We start from the raw sequence: 19,399 nt of genomic DNA on the forward strand, positions 1-19,399 counted from the left end.
TAATGGAAGGATTTTTAGCTCTTATTTTTGTGGTTTGGTGCATTTGGAATATGTACAAAACATTTAATAAAAATATTAATAGAGGATTATCTAATGATTGGAACAAATTAAATCAAGAAGATGAAAAAGAATACCTCAGAGAGGAAATTAGTAGACGCAAAAGTGAAAGAGTTTCTAGTTTTAAACAAAGTCTCAAGGGTAGTTGTATTTGTGGCTGCAACGGCATCCCAATGACTTTATTACCTTCATATTCAATTGATTATGAGAAATATAAATATTGTCCTGCAAGATTACAAAGAAAAAAAACAGGTTTTTATATCAATAATTCAGGCAAACTTGTTGAATGGATCCCCTCAAGAAAAAAGCTTTCCCTTGAAAGACGTTATAAGAAAATAAAGCAAAAAGAACAAAAAGAATTAAGGGATAACATTCGGAAAGAAAAAGAAAAAGAAACTCAAAGAAGATTAAAAGAACAACAAATAGCTGAATGGATTGCACAGGGCAATACAGGTTTAAAACCTTTATCTATAGAAGAAGCAAGATATAGAAAAATGAAAACCTATATAGGCAAACCCTGTCGACTTGGACATATTGAGCGTTTTACAAGAAATAGTGATTGTGTAATTTGTGCTATGACTGCTTCAAAATTAAGGGATGCTATGAAACGAGGTGCATACCCAATCAAATTAAATGAAGATGAAAAGGAGCAAGTAATTAGAATTTATGAGGAAGCAAAAAGATTAAGTAAAGAAACAGGTATAGAGCATCATGTGGATCATATTAAACCAGTTTCTAAAGGTGGAACTAATCACCCAAGCAATCTACAAATCTTGACCGCCAAGGAAAATCTTTCAAAAGGGGACAAATGGCAAGACAAAAATTAAAATGTCAACAATTTCTTGATTAGTAAATGCTTAATACTTATCATTTCAATAATTGGTTAAGTTCATGAATTATCCAGATTAGGAAGAAAAAATGGAAGATATTTCTTATTTTAAAAAAGTAGACAATCTTATAGATCAGTTATTTTATGAAGGAACAATTAACGAAGGAACTCTGCAAGTTCTTTCAGATATATTTGATGGTTTGAATGAACCTGAAAATAAGGAAGAATTTATTTCTCAATTAAAAGAAGAACATCAAATTGATTCTAGTCTTGAATCACTAAAACAATATCTAGATGAAGATTTTAAAGCGTGGGACGAAGAGCCTGAAGACTTTGAAGAAAGACTCAAATATAGATTTAATATTGGCGAGTCGATGCAATTTCCCAATGTAAAAGAGTTTCTCAAAGATCTTAATTATGAAATCATGCAGGGAGTTCTGAATGGTTCAATTACTACTGGCTTAAAGCAAACTATCCCAAAAGAACTTTTTGGATTTTTACCTCTTAGTAATTTTGAAGGAGCGGTGGAACAAGCTTTTGATAGATATAACGAGGAATGCATAGAATCAGATATAGAGCCAAGAGAACCTGAAGAGGTAGAAAATTCAGAGCTACTTTTTTTTAATGAAAATTTTGTTGATATCCTTATGTATTTCCATGATACTTTTGGAGACGAACTTGATTATTTAGAGGAAATCGCATTCGGGAGTGGTGATTCAGTTAACGAAGTAAAAGAACGTTGCAATGAGGTTTATCGTGATCGATTTCGTTTTAAGGAAGAGCTCTTAAATGAAAAGTTATTAGAAGAGACTAGTCATGAACTTAGTACTCAACTCTGGCAAGAAGGAGTAACTGCTGCTAATTGGTGGAGAAAAAAAGCAAAAGAAAAAAATGATGATAAAAACTTTTTAATTTTTTCTGAAAATATGGTTAAATTCCATTTAAAAGAAATTAGAGGAAGTTACATTCTTGATTGTCTGAGAGATTTACCATTAGAAGAAAAAGCTCGAATTATTAAAGAAGCCAAAGAGACTTGTGAGTGGTTTATAAAATGAAACCAGTTACCATCGAAACATTTTTTGAAGTTCTAGATAGTTATCTAAACGGTTTTTATAATCGGGGTTTACATAGGTGAACAGCCACTAAGCTAACCCCATACCACCCATCACTTTCCTAAATAGGAACTTTGATGGATAATAAATTTATACCCAAAAAAGTTTGGATAACACGTCCTCCAAGCCTTAAAAATCGCCGAGATCCCTTGATATGACTGAAGAAAAGTTTTGGCTAATGAAAAGTGAGCCAGCTTGATATGACTAGGTTTCTCAAATTTTCTTAAATTCTATTCTAGCAAAATTCTAGCAAAACTAATAAATATAAATACATTCATTGAGGTAAGGATTAAGGATAATTTGTGATTGACAGTCGATCTAACATAGAGGGATAAAACCCTCTTTTTAATGGATATTTTTGGTTCTATTTTTTTGTTGGTTGTCCTTAGTGCCGTGTTTCTTGGAACACTTAATAGTTTGTATGAAGGTGGTTACTTTATATTGAGAGAATGGTGGGATGATGATTATAGGAAATTTCGTAAAACCACCTTTAAGAGTAGGATTAAAGGTATTTTTTTAGCGTTACTGATAGATAGCATTTTTTATTCAATTTTAGCAATTTGCGTTCATATCAAATCTGAAGGCAATGGCAACACTGATGGTCTAATGATTATGTTTGGCATAATATTTCTACTTCTTACAATGTCTAGGGGTCCTCATACCTACGATTAATGTTTTATTTAATTTTTGAGTAATGGGAAAAGAAACTTCACAACTAACAGAAAAAGAAGCTTTGAGTATCTATGCGAGAATGATGCACAGTCTTGATTCGTCTGAGTTTGAATCGTTTTTGGCAGAAGACTTCTCATACTCATCACAAAAAGTCTTAACCGATATGAACTCAAAAGATGAGTTCATCGAATATATCAGACCAAAACTTGAAGTAATAAAAAAAACTAATAGTCCTGTTTACGCAGAATTAGGCGTCTGCCCAGCCTATGGTCATAACGACTGCCTTATCATGGCTCAAGGCGATAAGTCTAATCTACTTGGAGTTGCTTATGCTTCTGTAGAGGAGGGAAAAATATCTGGTCTTTCCTTGTGCATTGTTCCAACTCCTGATTCGGCTATTCGAAGTGGAATTTATCCAGGTCTTAATGAGGTGGATTCAGGTCTTAATGTGAAAAAAGATCAAGTCATAATAACTGAAGAAGAATTTCAACGTAAAAAGGAACAGTTATTAAATTTAGGAAAAAAAGAAACTTATCAAATAGAACTATCTGGGTATGACGAGGTGCAGGCTTTTGGTATGGCGTTCGGTCTTATTGGTGAGAGAGAAAGACCAAAAGAAGATTTTTATGAATCAACTAACTTTAATAATCTAGAGAGTTCCTTACCTTCAGATACTATTAAAGTCGCAACTTATGTGAACAAAAAATACTCCACAAAAAAAATATATTTTTATGTGTGCTCATTTACTGAATCAACTCAGAGAGCAAATCATCAAGAAGTATATTCACTCTTTTCTATTATGTGGAGTAGAGATAGTCTCTGGGAATTAAACCCTTGGTACTGTTGTTCTGTACTATCTGAAAAACCTCAAGCACCTTTACATAAAGAAGCAGCAAATTGGATGTTTAAAGGAGTTGCTACCACAGGTTGTTTAATTGCATCAGTAGATGACTTCAAAAATGGGACATTGGAGATATTAATTTAAAACGCTTACTACTCCCACTACTAGCTGCTATCTCATTATCTTCTCCAATTAATGCTGGCGTTGATACTAAAGAAAAAATCTTTTATTTCGAAGCTCTAGTTCATCGAGAATATCTTTAAGGATTACTCTGATTAGAATTGTTTCATCAATAATCATTCTTAAACCATCTTCTAAAGTTTCGAAATCATTAGCTTTTAATCTCTCTCTTATTTCAATAACAATCTTCATCGATTCAATTGTTTTATCATCCATTTTCAGAATCTTTAAGAGAGTCTCCATCGCAAATAATTAGAGCTTGAGTCTTGTTATGTTGCATTATTTGATAATCACTATCATCCTTTGCATCTTTAAGAAGCTCAATAATCTTTGTATTTTGTTCAATAAGAATTTTCTGATTACCAGTACTTTCCTTATGAAAACCCTGAAACATATCAAATAAATATCTAAACCCTTTATTAACCGATTTCTTAAGACTACCTACCGCATTGGCATTATTGGCAATTACTTGATTATTCTGGCGAATTACTGTTGAAGTCTCTTTGTATTTTTCAAAGACACTACTTAAAGCTTTAGAGAAAGCGTTCTTTCTACTTTCCTGAGAGTTGAACTTCTTTAATGAAGCATTATTGTCATCGTTAGAAGTTCCAGAGTTACTGGCGTTCAGCATTTTCAAAATTTATATGATGAGTATTTATATAATTAGCACTCCCTATGGTATCTGCATGAAGTTACTTTATATTCGTTACATTTCTGAAATAATAGTAAACAAATAAACTGATATATCATTGCTATCACTAGTGTTGCACAAAAGCCAACAGATGATTTTTGATGACAGTTGACAGCTGTGGACAATAAGTCCACAGACGATGATTGTTGATAGTTGTTGACAATAAGTCAACAGAGATTGTTGATAGTTGTGGACAATAAGTCCACAGAGATAGTTGATAGTTGTGGACAATAAGTCCACAGTAAGTTGCTCTAAATACTTATAAGTAAATAAGAAATAAAACACAGTATTTCCAATGAGTATACCCCTTTTCTTATATCAATTACAGAACAAAGATATGGGTCTTCAATGGTATTTAGTGACCCATGATGAGTATCTAAATGGTATTCAAGGGTAAATAGAGACCATAGACTTACCCCAATACCAACCATCACTTTCCTAAATAGGAACTTTAATGGATAATAAACATATAAATGAAATTCTGATTCTAGCAAAATTCTAGCAGATTAATTCCTCCAAATCCCTTGATATGACTGAAGAAAATTTTTGGCTAATGAAAAGTGAGCCTGATGCATATAGCATAGATACTTTAAAAAATGACGGTGTAACTTTATGGGATGGAATAAGAAATTATCAGGCTCGAAATTTTATGAGAAAAATGAATAAAGGAGATAAAGTTTTTTTCTATCATTCGAATTGTAAACCCCCAGGTATTGTGGGACTTATGGAGGTAATAGATCTAAATATTATTGATCCTACTCAATTTGATAAAGATTCAAAATATTTTGATCCAAAATCTAAACCTGATAATCCTAGATGGGATTGTGTAAAAGTAAAATATAATTTTAAATCAGATAAGATTTTAAGTTTACCTGAATTAAAGATTTTATTTAATGAGGATGAGTTATTAGTCGTAAAAAAAGGAAATAGGTTGTCAATATTACCTGTCAGAAATGATATTGCAAAAATACTACTAGAAAAAATATAAAAATTTTTAATCCTTAAAATTCATTGAAAACATATTACCAATGTAGAGTCTAGTTAAATCCCTATTTTGAAATCCTTTTTGCATCAAAAATCCTGCAATAGCAGCTTGTAGTATCCTGTATTGATCCCAGTTAGGATGATCCTCAACGAATTCTTTCATAGCCTTTTGAAGATTTTCTTGAAGTTCACATTTGAAACTTATTACTTCATCTTTATGATTTAATACTTTTGAATTTTCGTCGTAATTTAACTCTTGCATATTGAAAAAACTTAATTGAAATTTAAATCTACATGATGTAGTTTTCTCCAAAATCACTGAATCGTCAACAATCATTATTAAGAGACAGTCTCAGGTTATAGAATAATGAGAATTCAGTCATCAGTAGGAAATTCATGGAAATCAATTTTGTAAATTTAAATCTTACTTAAATATGAAGATTTATATAAAATCATAAGTTTTCCACATACCTTAGATCATTAGATATTTTTTTTTTAAATACTGTGGAAAACTTGTGAAAAATTTTTTTTGGGAAGGGGAAATTTTTTCTAAAATTTCCAATTTTATTTATCTTTTAATCCATTGATTCCCACATGTTTTTTATTTCATAAAATAAATTTTGTGCAATTGGTATCGGCCAATACATTTCGAAGGATCTAGTTTGTTCTTGACTTTCGAAAACGAATCTCAAACTCCATTCATTTTTTTTTCCCTCTAACTTTATATACCAAGGTAGTTGTTCTAATTCTAAAGTAATAAATTCTTCATCCATTAGTTCGTCTTTGATAACTAATAGTTGTTCATTAATTCTTAAGAGTAGAAGGTAAAGTGAATAGAATTCATTTTTTTGTAGCTCAATTGACCAATTATCAACACCAATCAAAAAGCAAAATTTACCTTTTTTAAAATCTTTAAGTAATCTCCATCTTTTTTGGTTTTTTACCAAAATTAGCCTGGGAGTAAATCTGGTTGATCTTGTTCATCGCTTAGTTCAATAATTGACCTTTGAACAGGTTTAATAGTTGACTCCTCTAATAAGCCATCAAAATCATCAAAACGTCTTTGTTTAGCTCTGAAAGCAATTTTCACCGTAGTTAAATATCTATTAGTTGATTTTCTTATCAAGCTCTCTCCTCTCTTTGCAAGATCATTAGAATCGATTCCTGCATTATTTGATATGTTCATTAAAAAAAATTTTTTACTATAAAATATATTTTACAGTTTATTCGACCGTTTCAAAACATAAATTACAAAAAGAACTTAATTAAATCAAAAAATTTCATATGAAAGAAAATTTATCTGGAACACTTGCTATTGATTTGGGTAATACTAATACTGTAATAGCTTTTCAAGATCAAAAAAATCTAAATTCTGTTTTAGTTGAAATTCCTAATATAACATCATCTCCAGGAGTTATACCTACAGCAGTTTGGTTCGAGGAACCTTCGAAGATTCCAAAAATTGGTATGAGTGCTCTAAAGATGAGAGATTACTCAAATTCTGATTTGTTTTTTCATTCGAATTTTAAAAGACATATTGGCAATTCTTTGGAGAAAATTAACCAAAAAAAAATTTTAAAACCTAGTGAATGTGGCGAAAAATTTTTTCAAATTTTGTGGGCTAGTATTCCTCAAAAATATTTAATTAAAAGACTTGTTTTAACTGCTCCAATAGATACATATAAGGGTTACAGAGAATGGTTAGTCAACCTCTGCTCGGAGATATCAGTAGATGAAATAGCCCTAGTTGATGAACCTACCGCGGCAAGTTTAGGAATAAATGTACCATTTGGCTCAAAAATTATGACATTAGATATTGGAAGAAGCACAGTAGATATGAATATAGTCAAAATAGAAGGAGGAGAAGGAAAATCTGGTCCAATAGCTGAACTTTTAAAATTTAAAGGTAATGATGTAAGCTCAATTTCAAAACAAAAAATTAGGTGTGCTGAAATAATTGGGAAAACAGGCTCAAAAATTGGTGGGAAGGATATTGATCAATGGATAGTTGATTATTTTGTTCCAGGTAATAATTATCTTAATAATCTTTTAAAGGCTGAAGAAATAAAATGTAAACTCAGTTCATCTGCAATCAAATATGAAAATAAATATCCTATAAAATTATTCACTGAAGAAAATCAAGAAAAAGAATTTTACCTAAGTAAAGAAATATTTGAGAGAATACTCATTGAAAATAATTTTCTTAATCACCTTAACTCTTTACTTAAAGATTTATTAAATCAAGCAAGAGGCAAATTTTGCAAAGTTGAAGACTTAAATGCAATTGTTTTTATTGGTGGAGGAACTCAAATACCATTGGTTAAAGAATGGATAACAAAAAAAATTTCAAACATTCAAATAAAGTCGCCACCTCCTATCGAATCAATAGCTTTGGGAGCTTTAGCAATGACCCCTGGTGTAAAAATTAAAGACATATTAAACAAAGGATTATCTATAAGATTATTCAATAAAAGAGAACAAAAACACTTTTGGCATCCTATTTTTTATAAAGGTCAAACATGGCCAACAGAAAATCCATTTAAACTGATCCTTCAATCCAGTAAAAATAATCAGAAAATAATCGAAATAATAATTGGAGAGACACAAAAAGAAAGAACATATGATGTTATTTTCAAAAATGGATTGCCAAAATTATCAGAGGTTCAAAATGAAGGAGAAATTATAAAATGGGACAAAAAACCACTTAAAATAGTATTAAAAAATAGATCTAATATTGGAGAAGACAATTTAAAACTTTTTTTTGAGATTACGAAAAGTGCTGATTTATTAGTTAAGTGTTTTGATATTAAAGATGAATTTCTGGGAGAATATAATTTAGGAAATATCTTCTGAAAGCTAGCTAGCTAGTTATTCAAGAAAAACTCCCTCTTCATTATCAACATTATTTAAACGTAAACTAATACTTTCATTTTTACTAGTTGGCACTTTTTTACCACAAAAATCTGGTTGAATAGGCAATTCTCTATGACCTCTATCTACCATTACTAATAACATCACTCTTTGAGGTCTGCCCCATGAATATAAAGCATCCATTGCAGCTCTAATTGTTCTACCTGTGTAAATTACATCATCTATTAAAAGAATTTCTTTTTTTTCGATAGGAGTTGGGATATCCGCAGCTTGTATTAGGCGAGTTCCAACTCTATTTTGGTCATCTCTATAAAAAGTTGGATCAATTGTTCCTTTTCTAACTCTTAAGCCTGTCCTAGAGAATAATTCCTTTTCTAGCACTTCGGTCAGCTCAATTCCTCTAGTCGGAATACCAACCAATAAAAGGTCATCCAGTTTTTTTACTTTTTCGATAATTTCGGAAGTTAAACGCGAAATAGTTTTTCTAAGCTCTTCTTCAGTGAGTATGACTATTTTTTTTATTTTCTTGGACATGATTTATCAATAAATAGAAGTCGTCTAATATTTTCATAAATTAGCAAAAGCTAACTATATTAAATATAAATTGTTAAAGAGTAACGTTTAAAGCTAAATTTAAGGTTGGATCAGTTAAAAATGAATTTGATCTAAATATGTCAAAGATTAGCAGCAAAAATATAAAAAGATTAAGTGTTCCTCAGAGTCCTGTAGTACTCGCAATACTAGATGGATGGGGACATCGACAAGAAAAATCAGATAATGCTATTAAAAGTGCCAATACGCCAATCATGGACTCATTGTGGCATGCTTATCCTCACACCCTAATAAGTGCTAGTGGATCTGATGTAGGCCTCCCAGATGGTCAAATGGGGAATTCAGAGGTAGGGCACCTTACCATTGGTTCGGGAAGAATAATACAACAAGAACTTGTAAGGATTTCAAATATTGTAAAAAATAATCAATTAGGCTTGGTAAATGAGTTAAAAGAGATGGCCAATTCATTAAAGAAAAATAATTCTACTTTGCATATCACGGGATTATGTTCGGATGGTGGAGTTCATAGCCATATTGATCATTTGTTAGGTTTAATAAAATGGGCATCTGAAAATGAAATCAAAAAAGTTGCAATCCATATCATCACCGATGGAAGAGATACTCCTGCAAAAAGCGCCTCTAAATACATCAATCAAATAGAAACATGTATAAAAAAATTTAATACAGGCGAAATTGCTTCCATATGCGGAAGATACTGGATAATGGATAGAAATCTTTTATGGGATAGAACAGAAAAAGCATACTCTAATTTGACTGATCCAGATATTCAACTAACAAATATTTCTCCTCAGGATTACATAGAAAAAAGTTATGACAAAAATATAACCGATGAATTTATAGAGCCCATAAGAATATCTGAAAACTATCTTAAAGATGGGGATAGTTTTATTTGCTTTAACTTTCGTCCAGACAGAGCAAGACAAATAGTCAAATCTCTTACAAACAAGGAATTCTCAGACTTTGAAAGAAAATGTTATCCAGATCTAGACTTTGTCACGTTTACTCAATATGACCCGAACTTTCCAGTTAAAGTTGCATTTCCTCCTGAATCACTCAATAATTTTATAGGCCAAATAGTCTCAGAAAACGGACTTAAACAATATAGAACCGCGGAAACTGAAAAATATCCTCACGTAACATACTTTTTCAATGGTGGAGTTGAAATTCCTTTACCTGGAGAAGAGAGACATTTGATTCCATCTCCAAGAGTCGCAACTTATGATATGAAACCCGAAATGTCTGCAGAGGAATTAACTATTAGTTGCTCTAAAGCAATTAAAAGTGGGAATTATGCTTTTGTTGTAATTAATTTTGCCAATCCTGACATGGTTGGTCATACAGGCAATATGGATGCAACAATTAAAGCCATAGAAAAAGTAGATCAATGTGTAGGTCAAATAGTTAATGCTACTGGAGAAATGGGTGGAAGCCTTCTTATTACAGCCGATCATGGTAACGCAGAGGTAATGAAAGGGCCTGAAGGAGAAACATGGACAGCACACACAATAAATAAGGTTCCATTAATTTTGATTGAAGGTGAAAAAAGAAAAATACCAAATATGGGAAATGAAATTAATCTCAGAGATAATGCCGGATTAGCAGATATTGCTCCCACTTTATTGCAATTATTAAATCTACCAATACCAAGAGAAATGACAGGAAAATCCCTTATTCAAGAAATTGAATTGAAAGGTTATAATAAGGTCGTACAACACGTTTAAAGTTAATAAAAGTTTTTAAGCAATGATTCAAGTTATTAGCTGGATTTGGGTATTTTCTGGAGTCCTACTCATTCTCTTAGTATTACTCCATAGTCCTAAAGGTGATGGAATGGGAGGGATAGCAGCCAGTGGAAGCTCTATGTTCAACAGCGCTAGTAGTGCAGAAGCCTCTCTCAACAAAATAACTTGGACTTTTTTAATTATATTTTTATCTCTCGCAATTATTCTCAGTGCTGGTTGGATTTCATAAAAATTGTATAAAAAAGGGACCATTTTGAATGGTCCCTTTTAAAAAATTAATTAAAAAAATTGTTTGGTTAGTAATCGAAGTCACCACCCATACCCGGAGCACCTGCTGGAGCAGCCGAATCTTTTTTCTCAGGTAGATCTGCAACTATACATTCAGTGGTTAGAACCATACCAGCTATTGAAGCTGCATTTTGTAATCCTGAACGTGTTACTTTTGCGGGATCAACTATACCAGCGGAGGACATATCTACATATTCCCCAGTAGCAGCATTAAATCCATCATTAAATGGTTTAGTTTTTACGTTTTCAGCAATCACAGCTCCATTAGAACCTGCATTCTCAGCAATTCTCATAAGAGGAGCAGTGAGTGAAGCCTCAACAATATTAGCTCCAATTAATTCTTCTCCTTCTAAATTTTTATCAGCCCATTCTTTTAAAATAGGAGATAAATGAGCGAGAGTTGTTCCTCCTCCAGGTACAATTCCTTCTTCAACAGCTGCTTTTGTTGCATTAATAGCATCCTCAAGACGAAGCTTTTTATCCTTCATCTCAGTTTCTGTAGCAGCACCAACCTTAATTACAGCTACGCCTCCAGCTAATTTAGCTAGACGTTCTTGAAGCTTTTCTTTATCGTATGAGGAATCAGTCTCATCCATTTGCTTCTTAATTTGATCACATCTAGCTTTAACTGCTTGCTCATTACCTTCAGCTACAATAGTTGTAGTCTCTTTATTGATAGTTATTCTTCTACCAGTTCCAAGCATATCTAAAGTAGCACTTTCTAATTTCAAGCCTGCATCTTCAGTAATAAGTTGTCCATTGGTTAAAACGGCCATATCTTCAAGCATTGCTTTTCTTCTATCCCCAAATCCAGGAGCTTTTACTGCAGCAACATTTAACACTCCTCGTAATCTATTGACAACAAGAGTTGCTAAAGCCTCTTTTTCGATATCTTCAGCAATAATGACTAGTGGCTTGCCAGTTTTAGCTATTTGTTCCAAAACAGGGACTAAATCTTGCACTAAAGCAATTTTTTTATCAGTCAGAAGGATATATGGTTCATCTAAAACAGCCTCCATTCTCTCTGTGTCTGTTGCAAAGTAAGGTGAAATATAACCTTTATCGAATCGCATGCCCTCAGTAACTTCTAATTCAGTAGTCATTGATTTTCCTTCTTCCAAAGAGATAACACCTTCTTTACCAACTTTATCCATGGCATTGGCAATCATTTGACCAACTTCTTCGTCGTTTCCAGCAGCAATAGTTCCACATTGAGCAATCGCATTGCTATCACTGATAGGTTTGGAATTCTCCTGAATTTTACCAACTAGAAATTCAGTCGCTTTATCAATTCCTTTTTTTAAGGTAATTGCATTAGCTCCTGCAGCAACGTTTCTTAACCCTGCTTTAACCATTGCATGAGCTAAAACAGTGGCTGTTGTAGTACCATCTCCAGCTGCATCATTAGTTTTCGAAGCAGCTTGTCTGATTAAAGCAACCCCCGTATTTTCAATGTGGTCCTCTAATTCGATCTCTTTAGCGATTGTGACACCATCATTGATAATTTGTGGAGCACCAAATTTTTTCTCTAGTACAACATTTCTTCCTTTTGGTCCAAGCGTTACAGCCACAGACTCAGCAAGGATATCAATTCCTCTCTCGAGCGCTCTACGAGCTTGCTCATTGTAAATAATTCTTTTAGCCATGTTTAGGCAGTAATTTAGTAATAAGTTTTAATAATTTTTGAAACAAATATTCTAGCTTACAACAGCTAAAATATCCTTTTCTGAGAGCAAGACATATTCGTCCCCTCCCAATTTAATGTCTGTACCAGCATATTTGCTGTACAAAACTTTATCGCCAATACTCACTTCTGGAGTTTGTCGAGAACCATCGTCATTAAGTTTGCCAGGACCGACCTGAGCAACCTCGCCAACCTGTGGTTTTTCTTTGGCTGAATCAGGCAAAAGTATGCCCCCAGCAGTTTTTTCCTCAGATGCGGAAACTTTAATAAATATTCTATCTCCCAGTGGTTTTACTGTAGAGACTGTAAGTGAAACAGCTGCCATAGGTTAATGGAGGAACATAATTGGGACGCTTTGCGTCATAAAAATGGAAATAAAAAATCTCCATCCGTAACATCAACAACATAATCTCCTGAGTGGCAATTAAACCATACTTAAACTGTGCGGGTGGCCGAACCCATTTAACGAATCTACCCATAAGGTGGTAGTATTTTCGGATTATATGCTGTTTAAAATCAGCTTTTCATCACCAATCAATAAAAAATGGTAGCAACTCCATCAATTTCTTCACAAACAAAAGGCGTGGTACGTCAGGTAATTGGCCCAGTTTTAGATGTAGAATTTCCAGCTGGAAAATTACCCAAAATATTAAATGCTTTAAGAATTGAAGCTAAAAATCCTGCTGGACAAGATATAGCGCTAACTGCAGAGGTCCAACAGCTCCTTGGCGACCATAGAGTAAGAGCCGTAGCAATGAGCGGCACTGACGGCCTTGTAAGAGGCATGGAAGCAATCGATACAGGCGCACCAATATCCGTACCCGTTGGAGAAGCAACTTTAGGAAGAATATTTAATGTTTTAGGAGAACCAGTAGATGAACAAGGTCCAGTAAATACTAAAGATACTGCTCCGATTCATAGAGCTGCTCCAAAGTTAACAGATCTAGAAACAAAGCCCAAAGTTTTTGAAACTGGAATAAAAGTTATCGACCTTTTAGCTCCTTACAGACAAGGAGGAAAAGTTGGATTATTCGGAGGCGCTGGGGTGGGTAAGACCGTCCTTATTCAAGAATTAATTAATAATATCGCAAAGGAACATGGTGGAGTTTCTGTTTTTGGCGGAGTAGGTGAAAGAACTAGAGAGGGGAATGATCTATATGAAGAATTTAAAGAATCAGGCGTTATCAATGCAGATGATTTAACTCAATCAAAAGTTGCATTATGTTTTGGACAGATGAATGAGCCTCCTGGTGCAAGAATGAGAGTAGGCTTATCCGCACTTACAATGGCCGAACATTTTAGAGATGTAAATAAACAAGACGTTCTACTTTTTGTTGATAACATTTTTCGATTTGTTCAAGCTGGCTCTGAAGTATCTGCGTTACTTGGAAGGATGCCTTCAGCTGTTGGATACCAACCCACTCTGGGAACTGATGTTGGTGAATTGCAAGAAAGAATTACATCTACATTAGAAGGGTCAATTACATCTATACAGGCAGTTTACGTACCTGCTGATGACCTAACAGACCCTGCTCCAGCTACAACTTTTGCTCATTTAGATGCTACTACCGTGCTTGCTAGAGCTCTTGCCGCTAAGGGAATTTACCCAGCAGTTGATCCATTAGACTCAACAAGCACTATGCTACAACCATCAGTTGTTGGCGATGAGCATTACAAAACAGCAAGAGCTGTACAATCAACTTTACAAAGATATAAAGAACTACAAGATATCATCGCGATTCTTGGTTTAGATGAGCTTTCTGAAGAAGATAGGTTAACAGTAGACAGGGCCAGAAAAATTGAAAAATTCCTTTCACAGCCTTTCTTTGTAGCAGAAATATTTACAGGAATGTCTGGTAAATACGTAAAATTAGAAGATACCATTGCTGGTTTCAATATGATTTTGTCAGGTGAATTGGATGATTTACCAGAACAGGCATTTTACTTAGTTGGTAATATTGATGAAGTTAAAGCAAAGGCTGAAAAAATAAAATCAGAAAAATAAATATCTGAAATATATATAATTTAACCTTCAATAATTTTAAATTAATGGCAATTTCTCTAAAAGTTTTAGCTCCTAACAAAAATGTTTATCAAGGGGAAGCTGAAGAAGTAATCCTTCCAAGTACTACTGGTCAGCTTGGTATACTACCAGGACACATCTCTTTAGTTACAGCTATAGATATTGGCGTTTTAAGGCTAAGAATGAATTCCCAATGGAAGTCAATAGCTCTAATGGGAGGCTTCGCTGAAATTGAATCAGATGAAGTCATAGTTTTAGTAAATAATGCTGAAATTGGTTCTGAAATTAATGTTCAAAATGCTGAACAAGATCTTAAAGAAGCAAAATTAGCAATTAGTAAATTTTCTGAAAATGAAAAAAATCCAGAAAAAATAAAGGCTCTCAAACAGGTATCGAAAGCCGAAGCAAGGATTCAAGCCGCAAAGAACTAGTATTTAAGCTGTTCCACAAAAAGTTACTTCGGGAAACTTTAATTTGGCCTCTTCTAATTTTTTTGTTTTACCCTCTTCTTGCCAATAATTTATTACTTCAGTTGCTTTGTTCAGAATTTCTACTCTTTCGTTATCTGTAATCCAACCTTTATTCTCTAGCTCACTTTTTAATTTTTCCCAAGCATCATCTCTTGGCCAAAAATAATAAGCAGTAAGGGGACTAGGTCCTCCGCCTACTATTTGATCAACTGCTAAAGCAACATTATCAGGTAACCACAATACTTTAATTATGAACCTTCCTTCATCAGGTTTTGGGGTATATCCAGTAGGTACACCATCTTCATCAATTGTGGCAGCTGCTAATACAGCTGTGGCACCCATCATTCCTGAATTTGGAGAAGAATTTTTAGAATTAAGGGCATCATCATTTTTTTCCTTTTTTTCTGTTGAATTTTGATTTAACTTATCTGAGGAGGTCATTCACTTATTTATGTTTAATAAATAATTTATCAGTTTATGGTCACATTTTGATTGATTTATTCAAAATTTCTTGATTTTAGTAATTGATACCTTCTAAACAGTATTTTTATCTATCATGAGATACTTCATAAAAGTCGTAAATAGCAGCTTCCAATGAATCCCAAAGATCTTTAGGAATATCGTTTTCTTCTGCGAACATACCAAGCTGGCTGGCCAAGCCTCTTGCTTGAGAAAGTTTCGAATCATATGAATCGGGCTTATTCATTCTTGAGATTTAACTTTATAAAAAATAAATCTAATAACTAAATTAGTCAAATTTTAAAATTCTAATTCAGAAATTTCTTTTAGTGCTGCGATACTCAAAACTTCTGGGTTTGAATCAGTTACCAAAACATCATCTTCAATTCTTATCCCTATGCCTTTCCATTTTTCGTCTATTAGTGGTTGTCCCTCAGGGACTGGGATTCTATCACTAATGTAGATCCCAGGTTCTACAGTAAGAATCATTCCATTTTGTAATGGCACTTCATAATCTCCCATTCTATATGCTCCAACATCATGAACATCTAAGCCGAGCCAATGTCCAGTTCTATGCATGTAAAGATGTTTATAAGACTGACGCTCAATTATCTCCTCAGTACTGCCATACAATAAGCCAAGTTCTTTTAATCCTTCTACCAGAATTGTTAATGCAACATCATGCACAGCACTAGAATTCGATCCCTTTACGGCAGTTTTAATTGCATTTTTCTGGGCACTCAATACAATTTCATATATAGCTTTTTGCTCTTGAGAAAATTTACCACCTATTGGAATAGTTCTTGTTATGTCTCCATTGTAATAATCAGTTAATGAGCATCCAGCATCCACCAATAATAAATCTTCCTTCTTCAAAGGTGCGTTGTTTGAAGTGTAATGCAAAATACATGCATTATCTCCTGAAGCAACAATAGAATTATAAGCTGGTCCTCTCGCCCCTTTTTCCAAAAAGAATCCTTCCAAAATACCCTGAATTTGTCTTTCATTTTTTTTTGATGAGATAGATTCTCTAACTAGTTCATGAGCTTCAGCTGAAATTTGTATAGCCTCTCTCATCCTCTGAATTTCAAATTCACTTTTAATTAATCTCATCTCATTTAAATAAATTTCTGGAGATTTTATAGAATTTGCGCCAATCCCTAATCTCGAGCGGTTGTCAAGTTGTTGTGCAAATATCTCAAGTACCAGTTTCTCAATTAATGGATGCTTACCAATTGAAAAAACAAGTTCATCAGAACCATTCAGGTAAGCAGGGAGTAATTCTCTTAATTCGTTTATTGAATGTGCCTTATCAGCATTAAACTCTTTTTCAGCGCCTTCTAAACCCCATCTAAAACCGTTCCAGACTTCGCTAACAACATCTTTTGGAGAAACAAACATAATAAATCTCTCTCCCTTTGGCTTATGCGATAAGAAAAGAGCAATTGCATTTGGCTCATCGAAACCGGTTAAATACCAAAAATTGCTATCTTGCCTAAAAGGATATTCACAATCAGCATGATGCTTTACAAGATTAGCTCCAGGGATCACAGCAGCTTTTCCACCTAATTTATTTAGGAATATTTCTCTTCTTTCTTCAAAAACTTTTTTATCGGGTTTAAACATAAATTGTGTATTGGCGTGTTTTAAAAAAAAATGGAAGAATGAATTAAAACAGATTTAATACCTAATCTATTTTAATGGAACCAAGTGTATACGGCTTAATATTGCTTATCATTATCATTTTAGTAGGGTCAGCATGTTGTTCGGGAGTAGAGGCGGCTTTTTTAGCTGTTAATTCAATAAGAATTTTAGAAATAGCCTCAAAACAAAAGCCAAAAAGTTCTGCAAATCAACTACTTAAACTCAGAAAACACCTTGGAAGGACGCTGACTGTTATTACAATTACTAATAATGGATTTAACATCATTGGCAGTCTTATTTTAGGTGTATATGGAGCATTGATAATTAATAGTAGTTATGGCTTAACTTTATTTTCAATTGTTTTTTATATATTAGTTGTTCTAGTTGGAGAAGTTCTTCCGAAAGCTCTTGGTACAAGATTTTCAGTTCAGATAGCATTATTATCAGTTCCCATCTTGAGGCTATTAAATACCTTAATGAGGCCATTCTTAATATTAATCGAAAAAATATTTCCAGTTATTACTGCAGAAAATGAAATTTCAACTGATGAAGAGGAAATTAGACAAATGGCAAAAATTGGAAGTCAAAAAGGTTTGATTGAAGCTGATGAAGCAGCAATGATATTTAAGGTTTTTCAATTAAATGATCTAAAAGCTAAAGACTTAATGATCCCTAGGGTATCAGCACCCTGTTTTGATGGTTCTTCTAGCATTGATGAAATTTCAAAACTTATAATGACTAATAACTCTCCATGGTGGGTTATTTTGGGAGATAAAGTTGACAAAATACAAGGTGTGGTTAAGCGTGAAAAAATATTAGCAGAAATAATTATTGGGAAAAATAAAAAATCTTTATCAGAAATTTGCGAACCTGTGGACTACATTCCCGAAATGATTAAGGCAGATCAATTATTAACAAGATTTGACAAGGATCATAAAGGAGTAAAAGTAGTAGTAGATGAATTTGGGGGATTCGTGGGGATTATTGGGGCAGAAGCGGTGTTATCTGTACTAGCTGGTTGGTGGAAAAAATAAATCATGAGACAATTGAAAATTAATAAAAATTATTCACTTTTAAAAAATTGGTGGGAGTCTATTGATCTTACTAACTATGAAAAAAGTTTTTTTAATAGAGAAATAATTTCTTTTAATCAACAACTTTTTAGACTTAAAGAAAAAAAAATAAGAATTAGTGCTTATGGTAAATCGGGCGTAGGAAAATCTTCTGTTTTAAATTCTTTATTAAAAAAAAATATATTCAGAACAAATATTATCCATGGGACCACAAGAGAAATACAAGTGGAACCATGGACAGTCAAAGATCAAAAACTCATTAGTGTAGAGTTACTAGATTGTCCAGGATTTGATTTTTGCAATATTAAATACCCTGATAAAGTTTACCCTTACATAAATCATTCAGATCTCATTTTATTTATAGTTTCGGGAGATTTAAATAGAAATGAATTAAACGAAATAAGCTCCCTAATTAAACATGGAAAAAAAATAATCTTAATTTATAATAAAATCGATCTTTTTACTAAAAATGACGTAAAAGAAATCATAAGAAATATAAAGTTTAAACTTCCAAAAGATTTAAATATTCCAATAATTCTTAATCATGGAAACAATCTTAAAAATCACCTAACAAAAATAATAAAACAACAGGGTGAGATATTGTTAACACTCAATTCACTTCAACTAGCTGACAAATTGTTTCTGCAAATAAAAGAGCAAAGATTGAAAAGGAGGCAGAAACTAGCTCAATCAACTATTGGTAAATTTTCGACCATAAAGGCATCAACAGTAGCACTCAATCCTTTTATTTTGTTTGATGTTGCCAGCAGTTTTGCTCTAGATACTGCATTGATTGGCGAATTAAGTAAAATTTACGGCTTAAATTTGAAGGGTGAATCTACAAGAACAATCTTTAAAAAGATATCAATTAGTAATTTATATTTGGGCGTTACGCAAGTGGGCGTCAATACATCTTTCAATCTTATTAAGAAAGTAATTTTATTAACAGCACCTTTCACTAACGGTCTTTCATTATTACCTTATGGGCCTGTAGCAATTATTCAAGCAGCAATTGCTGTTTATTCTACGAAAATCCTTGGGAAATTAGCAGCAAAAGAGATATTTGTAAGAAGCAAAGTTTCGTTAATAGAACCTTCCATCATGATTCAAAATTTAACTTTAGATGAACCAGAGGTTTTTAACCACATTAATATTTATTTATCAAATAGAAATCTAAATAATAATTTTTTTAGTTTTCTGCCTTAA

General features: G+C 32.9%; 23 protein-coding genes. 12 read left to right on the forward strand and 11 right to left on the reverse strand.

All coding sequences use genetic code 11. The features are described 5' to 3' along the window. Positions 1–2: 2 nt before the first annotated feature. The 4 genes from EW14_RS08130 (at position 3) to EW14_RS10585 (ending at position 3,655) form a co-directional block, all read left to right on the forward strand. Positions 3–884 (forward strand): HNH endonuclease signature motif containing protein, encoded by an 882-nt coding sequence (locus EW14_RS08130; protein ID WP_042850970.1) that lies wholly within the window; start codon positions 3–5, stop codon positions 882–884. Between the two features lie 91 nt (positions 885–975). Then, positions 976–1,941, forward strand: a complete 966-nt coding sequence (locus tag EW14_RS08135; RefSeq protein WP_042850971.1) for a hypothetical protein — start codon at positions 976–978, stop codon at positions 1,939–1,941. 405 nt (positions 1,942–2,346) lie between these two features. After that, positions 2,347–2,670 (forward strand): hypothetical protein, encoded by a 324-nt coding sequence (locus tag EW14_RS08140; protein WP_042850972.1) that lies wholly within the window; start codon positions 2,347–2,349, stop codon positions 2,668–2,670. Between the two features lie 22 nt (positions 2,671–2,692). After that, on the forward strand, positions 2,693–3,655 hold the full coding sequence (locus EW14_RS10585; RefSeq protein ID WP_225866634.1) for a hypothetical protein: 963 nt from the start codon (positions 2,693–2,695) through the stop codon (positions 3,653–3,655). 66 nt (positions 3,656–3,721) lie between these two features. Here the strand turns inward: EW14_RS10585 and EW14_RS08150 are convergent, their stop codons facing one another. Further along, positions 3,722–3,907 carry a hypothetical protein gene (locus EW14_RS08150; RefSeq protein WP_042850973.1) on the reverse strand — a complete coding sequence of 62 codons (186 nt, stop codon included), beginning with the start codon at positions 3,905–3,907 and terminating at the stop codon, positions 3,722–3,724. Then, a complete protein-coding gene (locus tag EW14_RS08155; RefSeq protein ID WP_042850974.1) occupies positions 3,900–4,322 on the reverse strand; it encodes a hypothetical protein in 423 nt (140 codons plus the stop codon). Before EW14_RS08155 ends, EW14_RS08150 begins: the two co-directional genes overlap by 8 nt. 589 nt (positions 4,323–4,911) lie before the next feature. Here EW14_RS08155 and EW14_RS08160 point away from each other — a divergent pair. Further along, positions 4,912–5,370 carry an EVE domain-containing protein gene (locus tag EW14_RS08160; protein WP_042850975.1) on the forward strand — a complete coding sequence of 153 codons (459 nt, stop codon included), beginning with the start codon at positions 4,912–4,914 and terminating at the stop codon, positions 5,368–5,370. 6 nt (positions 5,371–5,376) lie between these two features. On the opposite strand, the gene EW14_RS08165 is transcribed toward EW14_RS08160, so the two are convergent. The 3 genes from EW14_RS08165 to EW14_RS08175 form a co-directional block, all read right to left on the reverse strand. Continuing rightward, on the reverse strand, positions 5,377–5,628 hold the full coding sequence (locus tag EW14_RS08165; protein ID WP_042851379.1) for a DUF2811 domain-containing protein: 252 nt from the start codon (positions 5,626–5,628) through the stop codon (positions 5,377–5,379). 313 nt (positions 5,629–5,941) lie between these two features. Next, positions 5,942–6,313 (reverse strand): DUF1818 family protein, encoded by a 372-nt coding sequence (locus EW14_RS08170; RefSeq protein ID WP_042850976.1) that lies wholly within the window; start codon positions 6,311–6,313, stop codon positions 5,942–5,944. Positions 6,314–6,315: 2 nt separating this feature from the next. Continuing rightward, positions 6,316–6,552 (reverse strand): DNA-directed RNA polymerase subunit omega, encoded by a 237-nt coding sequence (locus EW14_RS08175; protein ID WP_002807252.1) that lies wholly within the window; start codon positions 6,550–6,552, stop codon positions 6,316–6,318. Between the two features lie 98 nt (positions 6,553–6,650). Between EW14_RS08175 and EW14_RS08180 the strand changes: the two genes are divergently transcribed. Further along, positions 6,651–8,219 (forward strand): Hsp70 family protein, encoded by a 1,569-nt coding sequence (locus tag EW14_RS08180; RefSeq protein ID WP_042850977.1) that lies wholly within the window; start codon positions 6,651–6,653, stop codon positions 8,217–8,219. A gap of 15 nt (positions 8,220–8,234) precedes the next feature. Here the strand turns inward: EW14_RS08180 and pyrR are convergent, their stop codons facing one another. Next, complete coding sequence (pyrR, locus tag EW14_RS08185; protein WP_042850978.1) at positions 8,235–8,771, reverse strand: bifunctional pyr operon transcriptional regulator/uracil phosphoribosyltransferase PyrR; 537 nt, start codon at positions 8,769–8,771, stop codon at positions 8,235–8,237. Positions 8,772–8,908: 137 nt separating this feature from the next. On the opposite strand from pyrR, the gene gpmI reads away from it, so the two are divergent. Further along, complete coding sequence (gene gpmI / locus EW14_RS08190) at positions 8,909–10,531, forward strand: 2,3-bisphosphoglycerate-independent phosphoglycerate mutase (RefSeq protein WP_042850979.1); 1,623 nt, start codon at positions 8,909–8,911, stop codon at positions 10,529–10,531. A gap of 22 nt (positions 10,532–10,553) precedes the next feature. Beyond that, positions 10,554–10,781 carry a preprotein translocase subunit SecG gene (secG, locus tag EW14_RS08195; RefSeq protein WP_042850981.1) on the forward strand — a complete coding sequence of 76 codons (228 nt, stop codon included), beginning with the start codon at positions 10,554–10,556 and terminating at the stop codon, positions 10,779–10,781. A 67-nt stretch (positions 10,782–10,848) separates the two neighbouring features. Here the strand turns inward: secG and groL are convergent, their stop codons facing one another. Continuing rightward, a complete protein-coding gene (gene groL, locus EW14_RS08200; RefSeq protein ID WP_042850982.1) occupies positions 10,849–12,486 on the reverse strand; it encodes a chaperonin GroEL in 1,638 nt (545 codons plus the stop codon). A 51-nt stretch (positions 12,487–12,537) separates the two neighbouring features. Continuing rightward, a complete protein-coding gene (gene groES / locus EW14_RS08205; RefSeq protein ID WP_002806275.1) occupies positions 12,538–12,849 on the reverse strand; it encodes a co-chaperone GroES in 312 nt (103 codons plus the stop codon). A gap of 219 nt (positions 12,850–13,068) precedes the next feature. Here groES and atpD point away from each other — a divergent pair, with 219 nt between their 5' ends. Beyond that, positions 13,069–14,529: a F0F1 ATP synthase subunit beta gene (atpD, locus tag EW14_RS08210; RefSeq protein WP_011819053.1), complete on the forward strand. Its 1,461-nt coding sequence runs from the start codon at positions 13,069–13,071 to the stop codon at positions 14,527–14,529. A 44-nt stretch (positions 14,530–14,573) separates the two neighbouring features. Continuing rightward, complete coding sequence (atpC, locus tag EW14_RS08215; RefSeq protein WP_002806495.1) at positions 14,574–14,978, forward strand: ATP synthase F1 subunit epsilon; 405 nt, start codon at positions 14,574–14,576, stop codon at positions 14,976–14,978. Positions 14,979–14,981: 3 nt separating this feature from the next. Here atpC and EW14_RS08220 read toward each other — a convergent pair whose 3' ends face one another. The 3 genes from EW14_RS08220 to EW14_RS08225 all read right to left on the reverse strand — a co-directional run bounded on the left by EW14_RS08220 (position 14,982) and on the right by EW14_RS08225 (position 17,102). Next, complete coding sequence (locus EW14_RS08220; protein WP_042850984.1) at positions 14,982–15,458, reverse strand: 30S ribosomal protein PSRP-3; 477 nt, start codon at positions 15,456–15,458, stop codon at positions 14,982–14,984. A gap of 106 nt (positions 15,459–15,564) precedes the next feature. Further along, on the reverse strand, positions 15,565–15,723 hold the full coding sequence (locus EW14_RS10500) for a hypothetical protein (protein ID WP_197049584.1): 159 nt from the start codon (positions 15,721–15,723) through the stop codon (positions 15,565–15,567). Between the two features lie 53 nt (positions 15,724–15,776). After that, positions 15,777–17,102 carry an aminopeptidase P N-terminal domain-containing protein gene (locus EW14_RS08225; protein ID WP_042850985.1) on the reverse strand — a complete coding sequence of 442 codons (1,326 nt, stop codon included), beginning with the start codon at positions 17,100–17,102 and terminating at the stop codon, positions 15,777–15,779. Between the two features lie 74 nt (positions 17,103–17,176). Here EW14_RS08225 and EW14_RS08230 point away from each other — a divergent pair, with 74 nt between their 5' ends. Further along, positions 17,177–18,154: a CNNM domain-containing protein gene (locus tag EW14_RS08230; protein WP_042850986.1), complete on the forward strand. Its 978-nt coding sequence runs from the start codon at positions 17,177–17,179 to the stop codon at positions 18,152–18,154. Positions 18,155–18,157: 3 nt separating this feature from the next. Continuing rightward, positions 18,158–19,399 (forward strand): GTP-binding protein, encoded by a 1,242-nt coding sequence (locus EW14_RS08235; protein WP_042850987.1) that lies wholly within the window; start codon positions 18,158–18,160, stop codon positions 19,397–19,399.

This window comes from Prochlorococcus sp. MIT 0604, from assembly GCF_000757845.1.
Taxonomy (GTDB): Bacteria; Cyanobacteriota; Cyanobacteriia; order PCC-6307; family Cyanobiaceae; genus Prochlorococcus_A.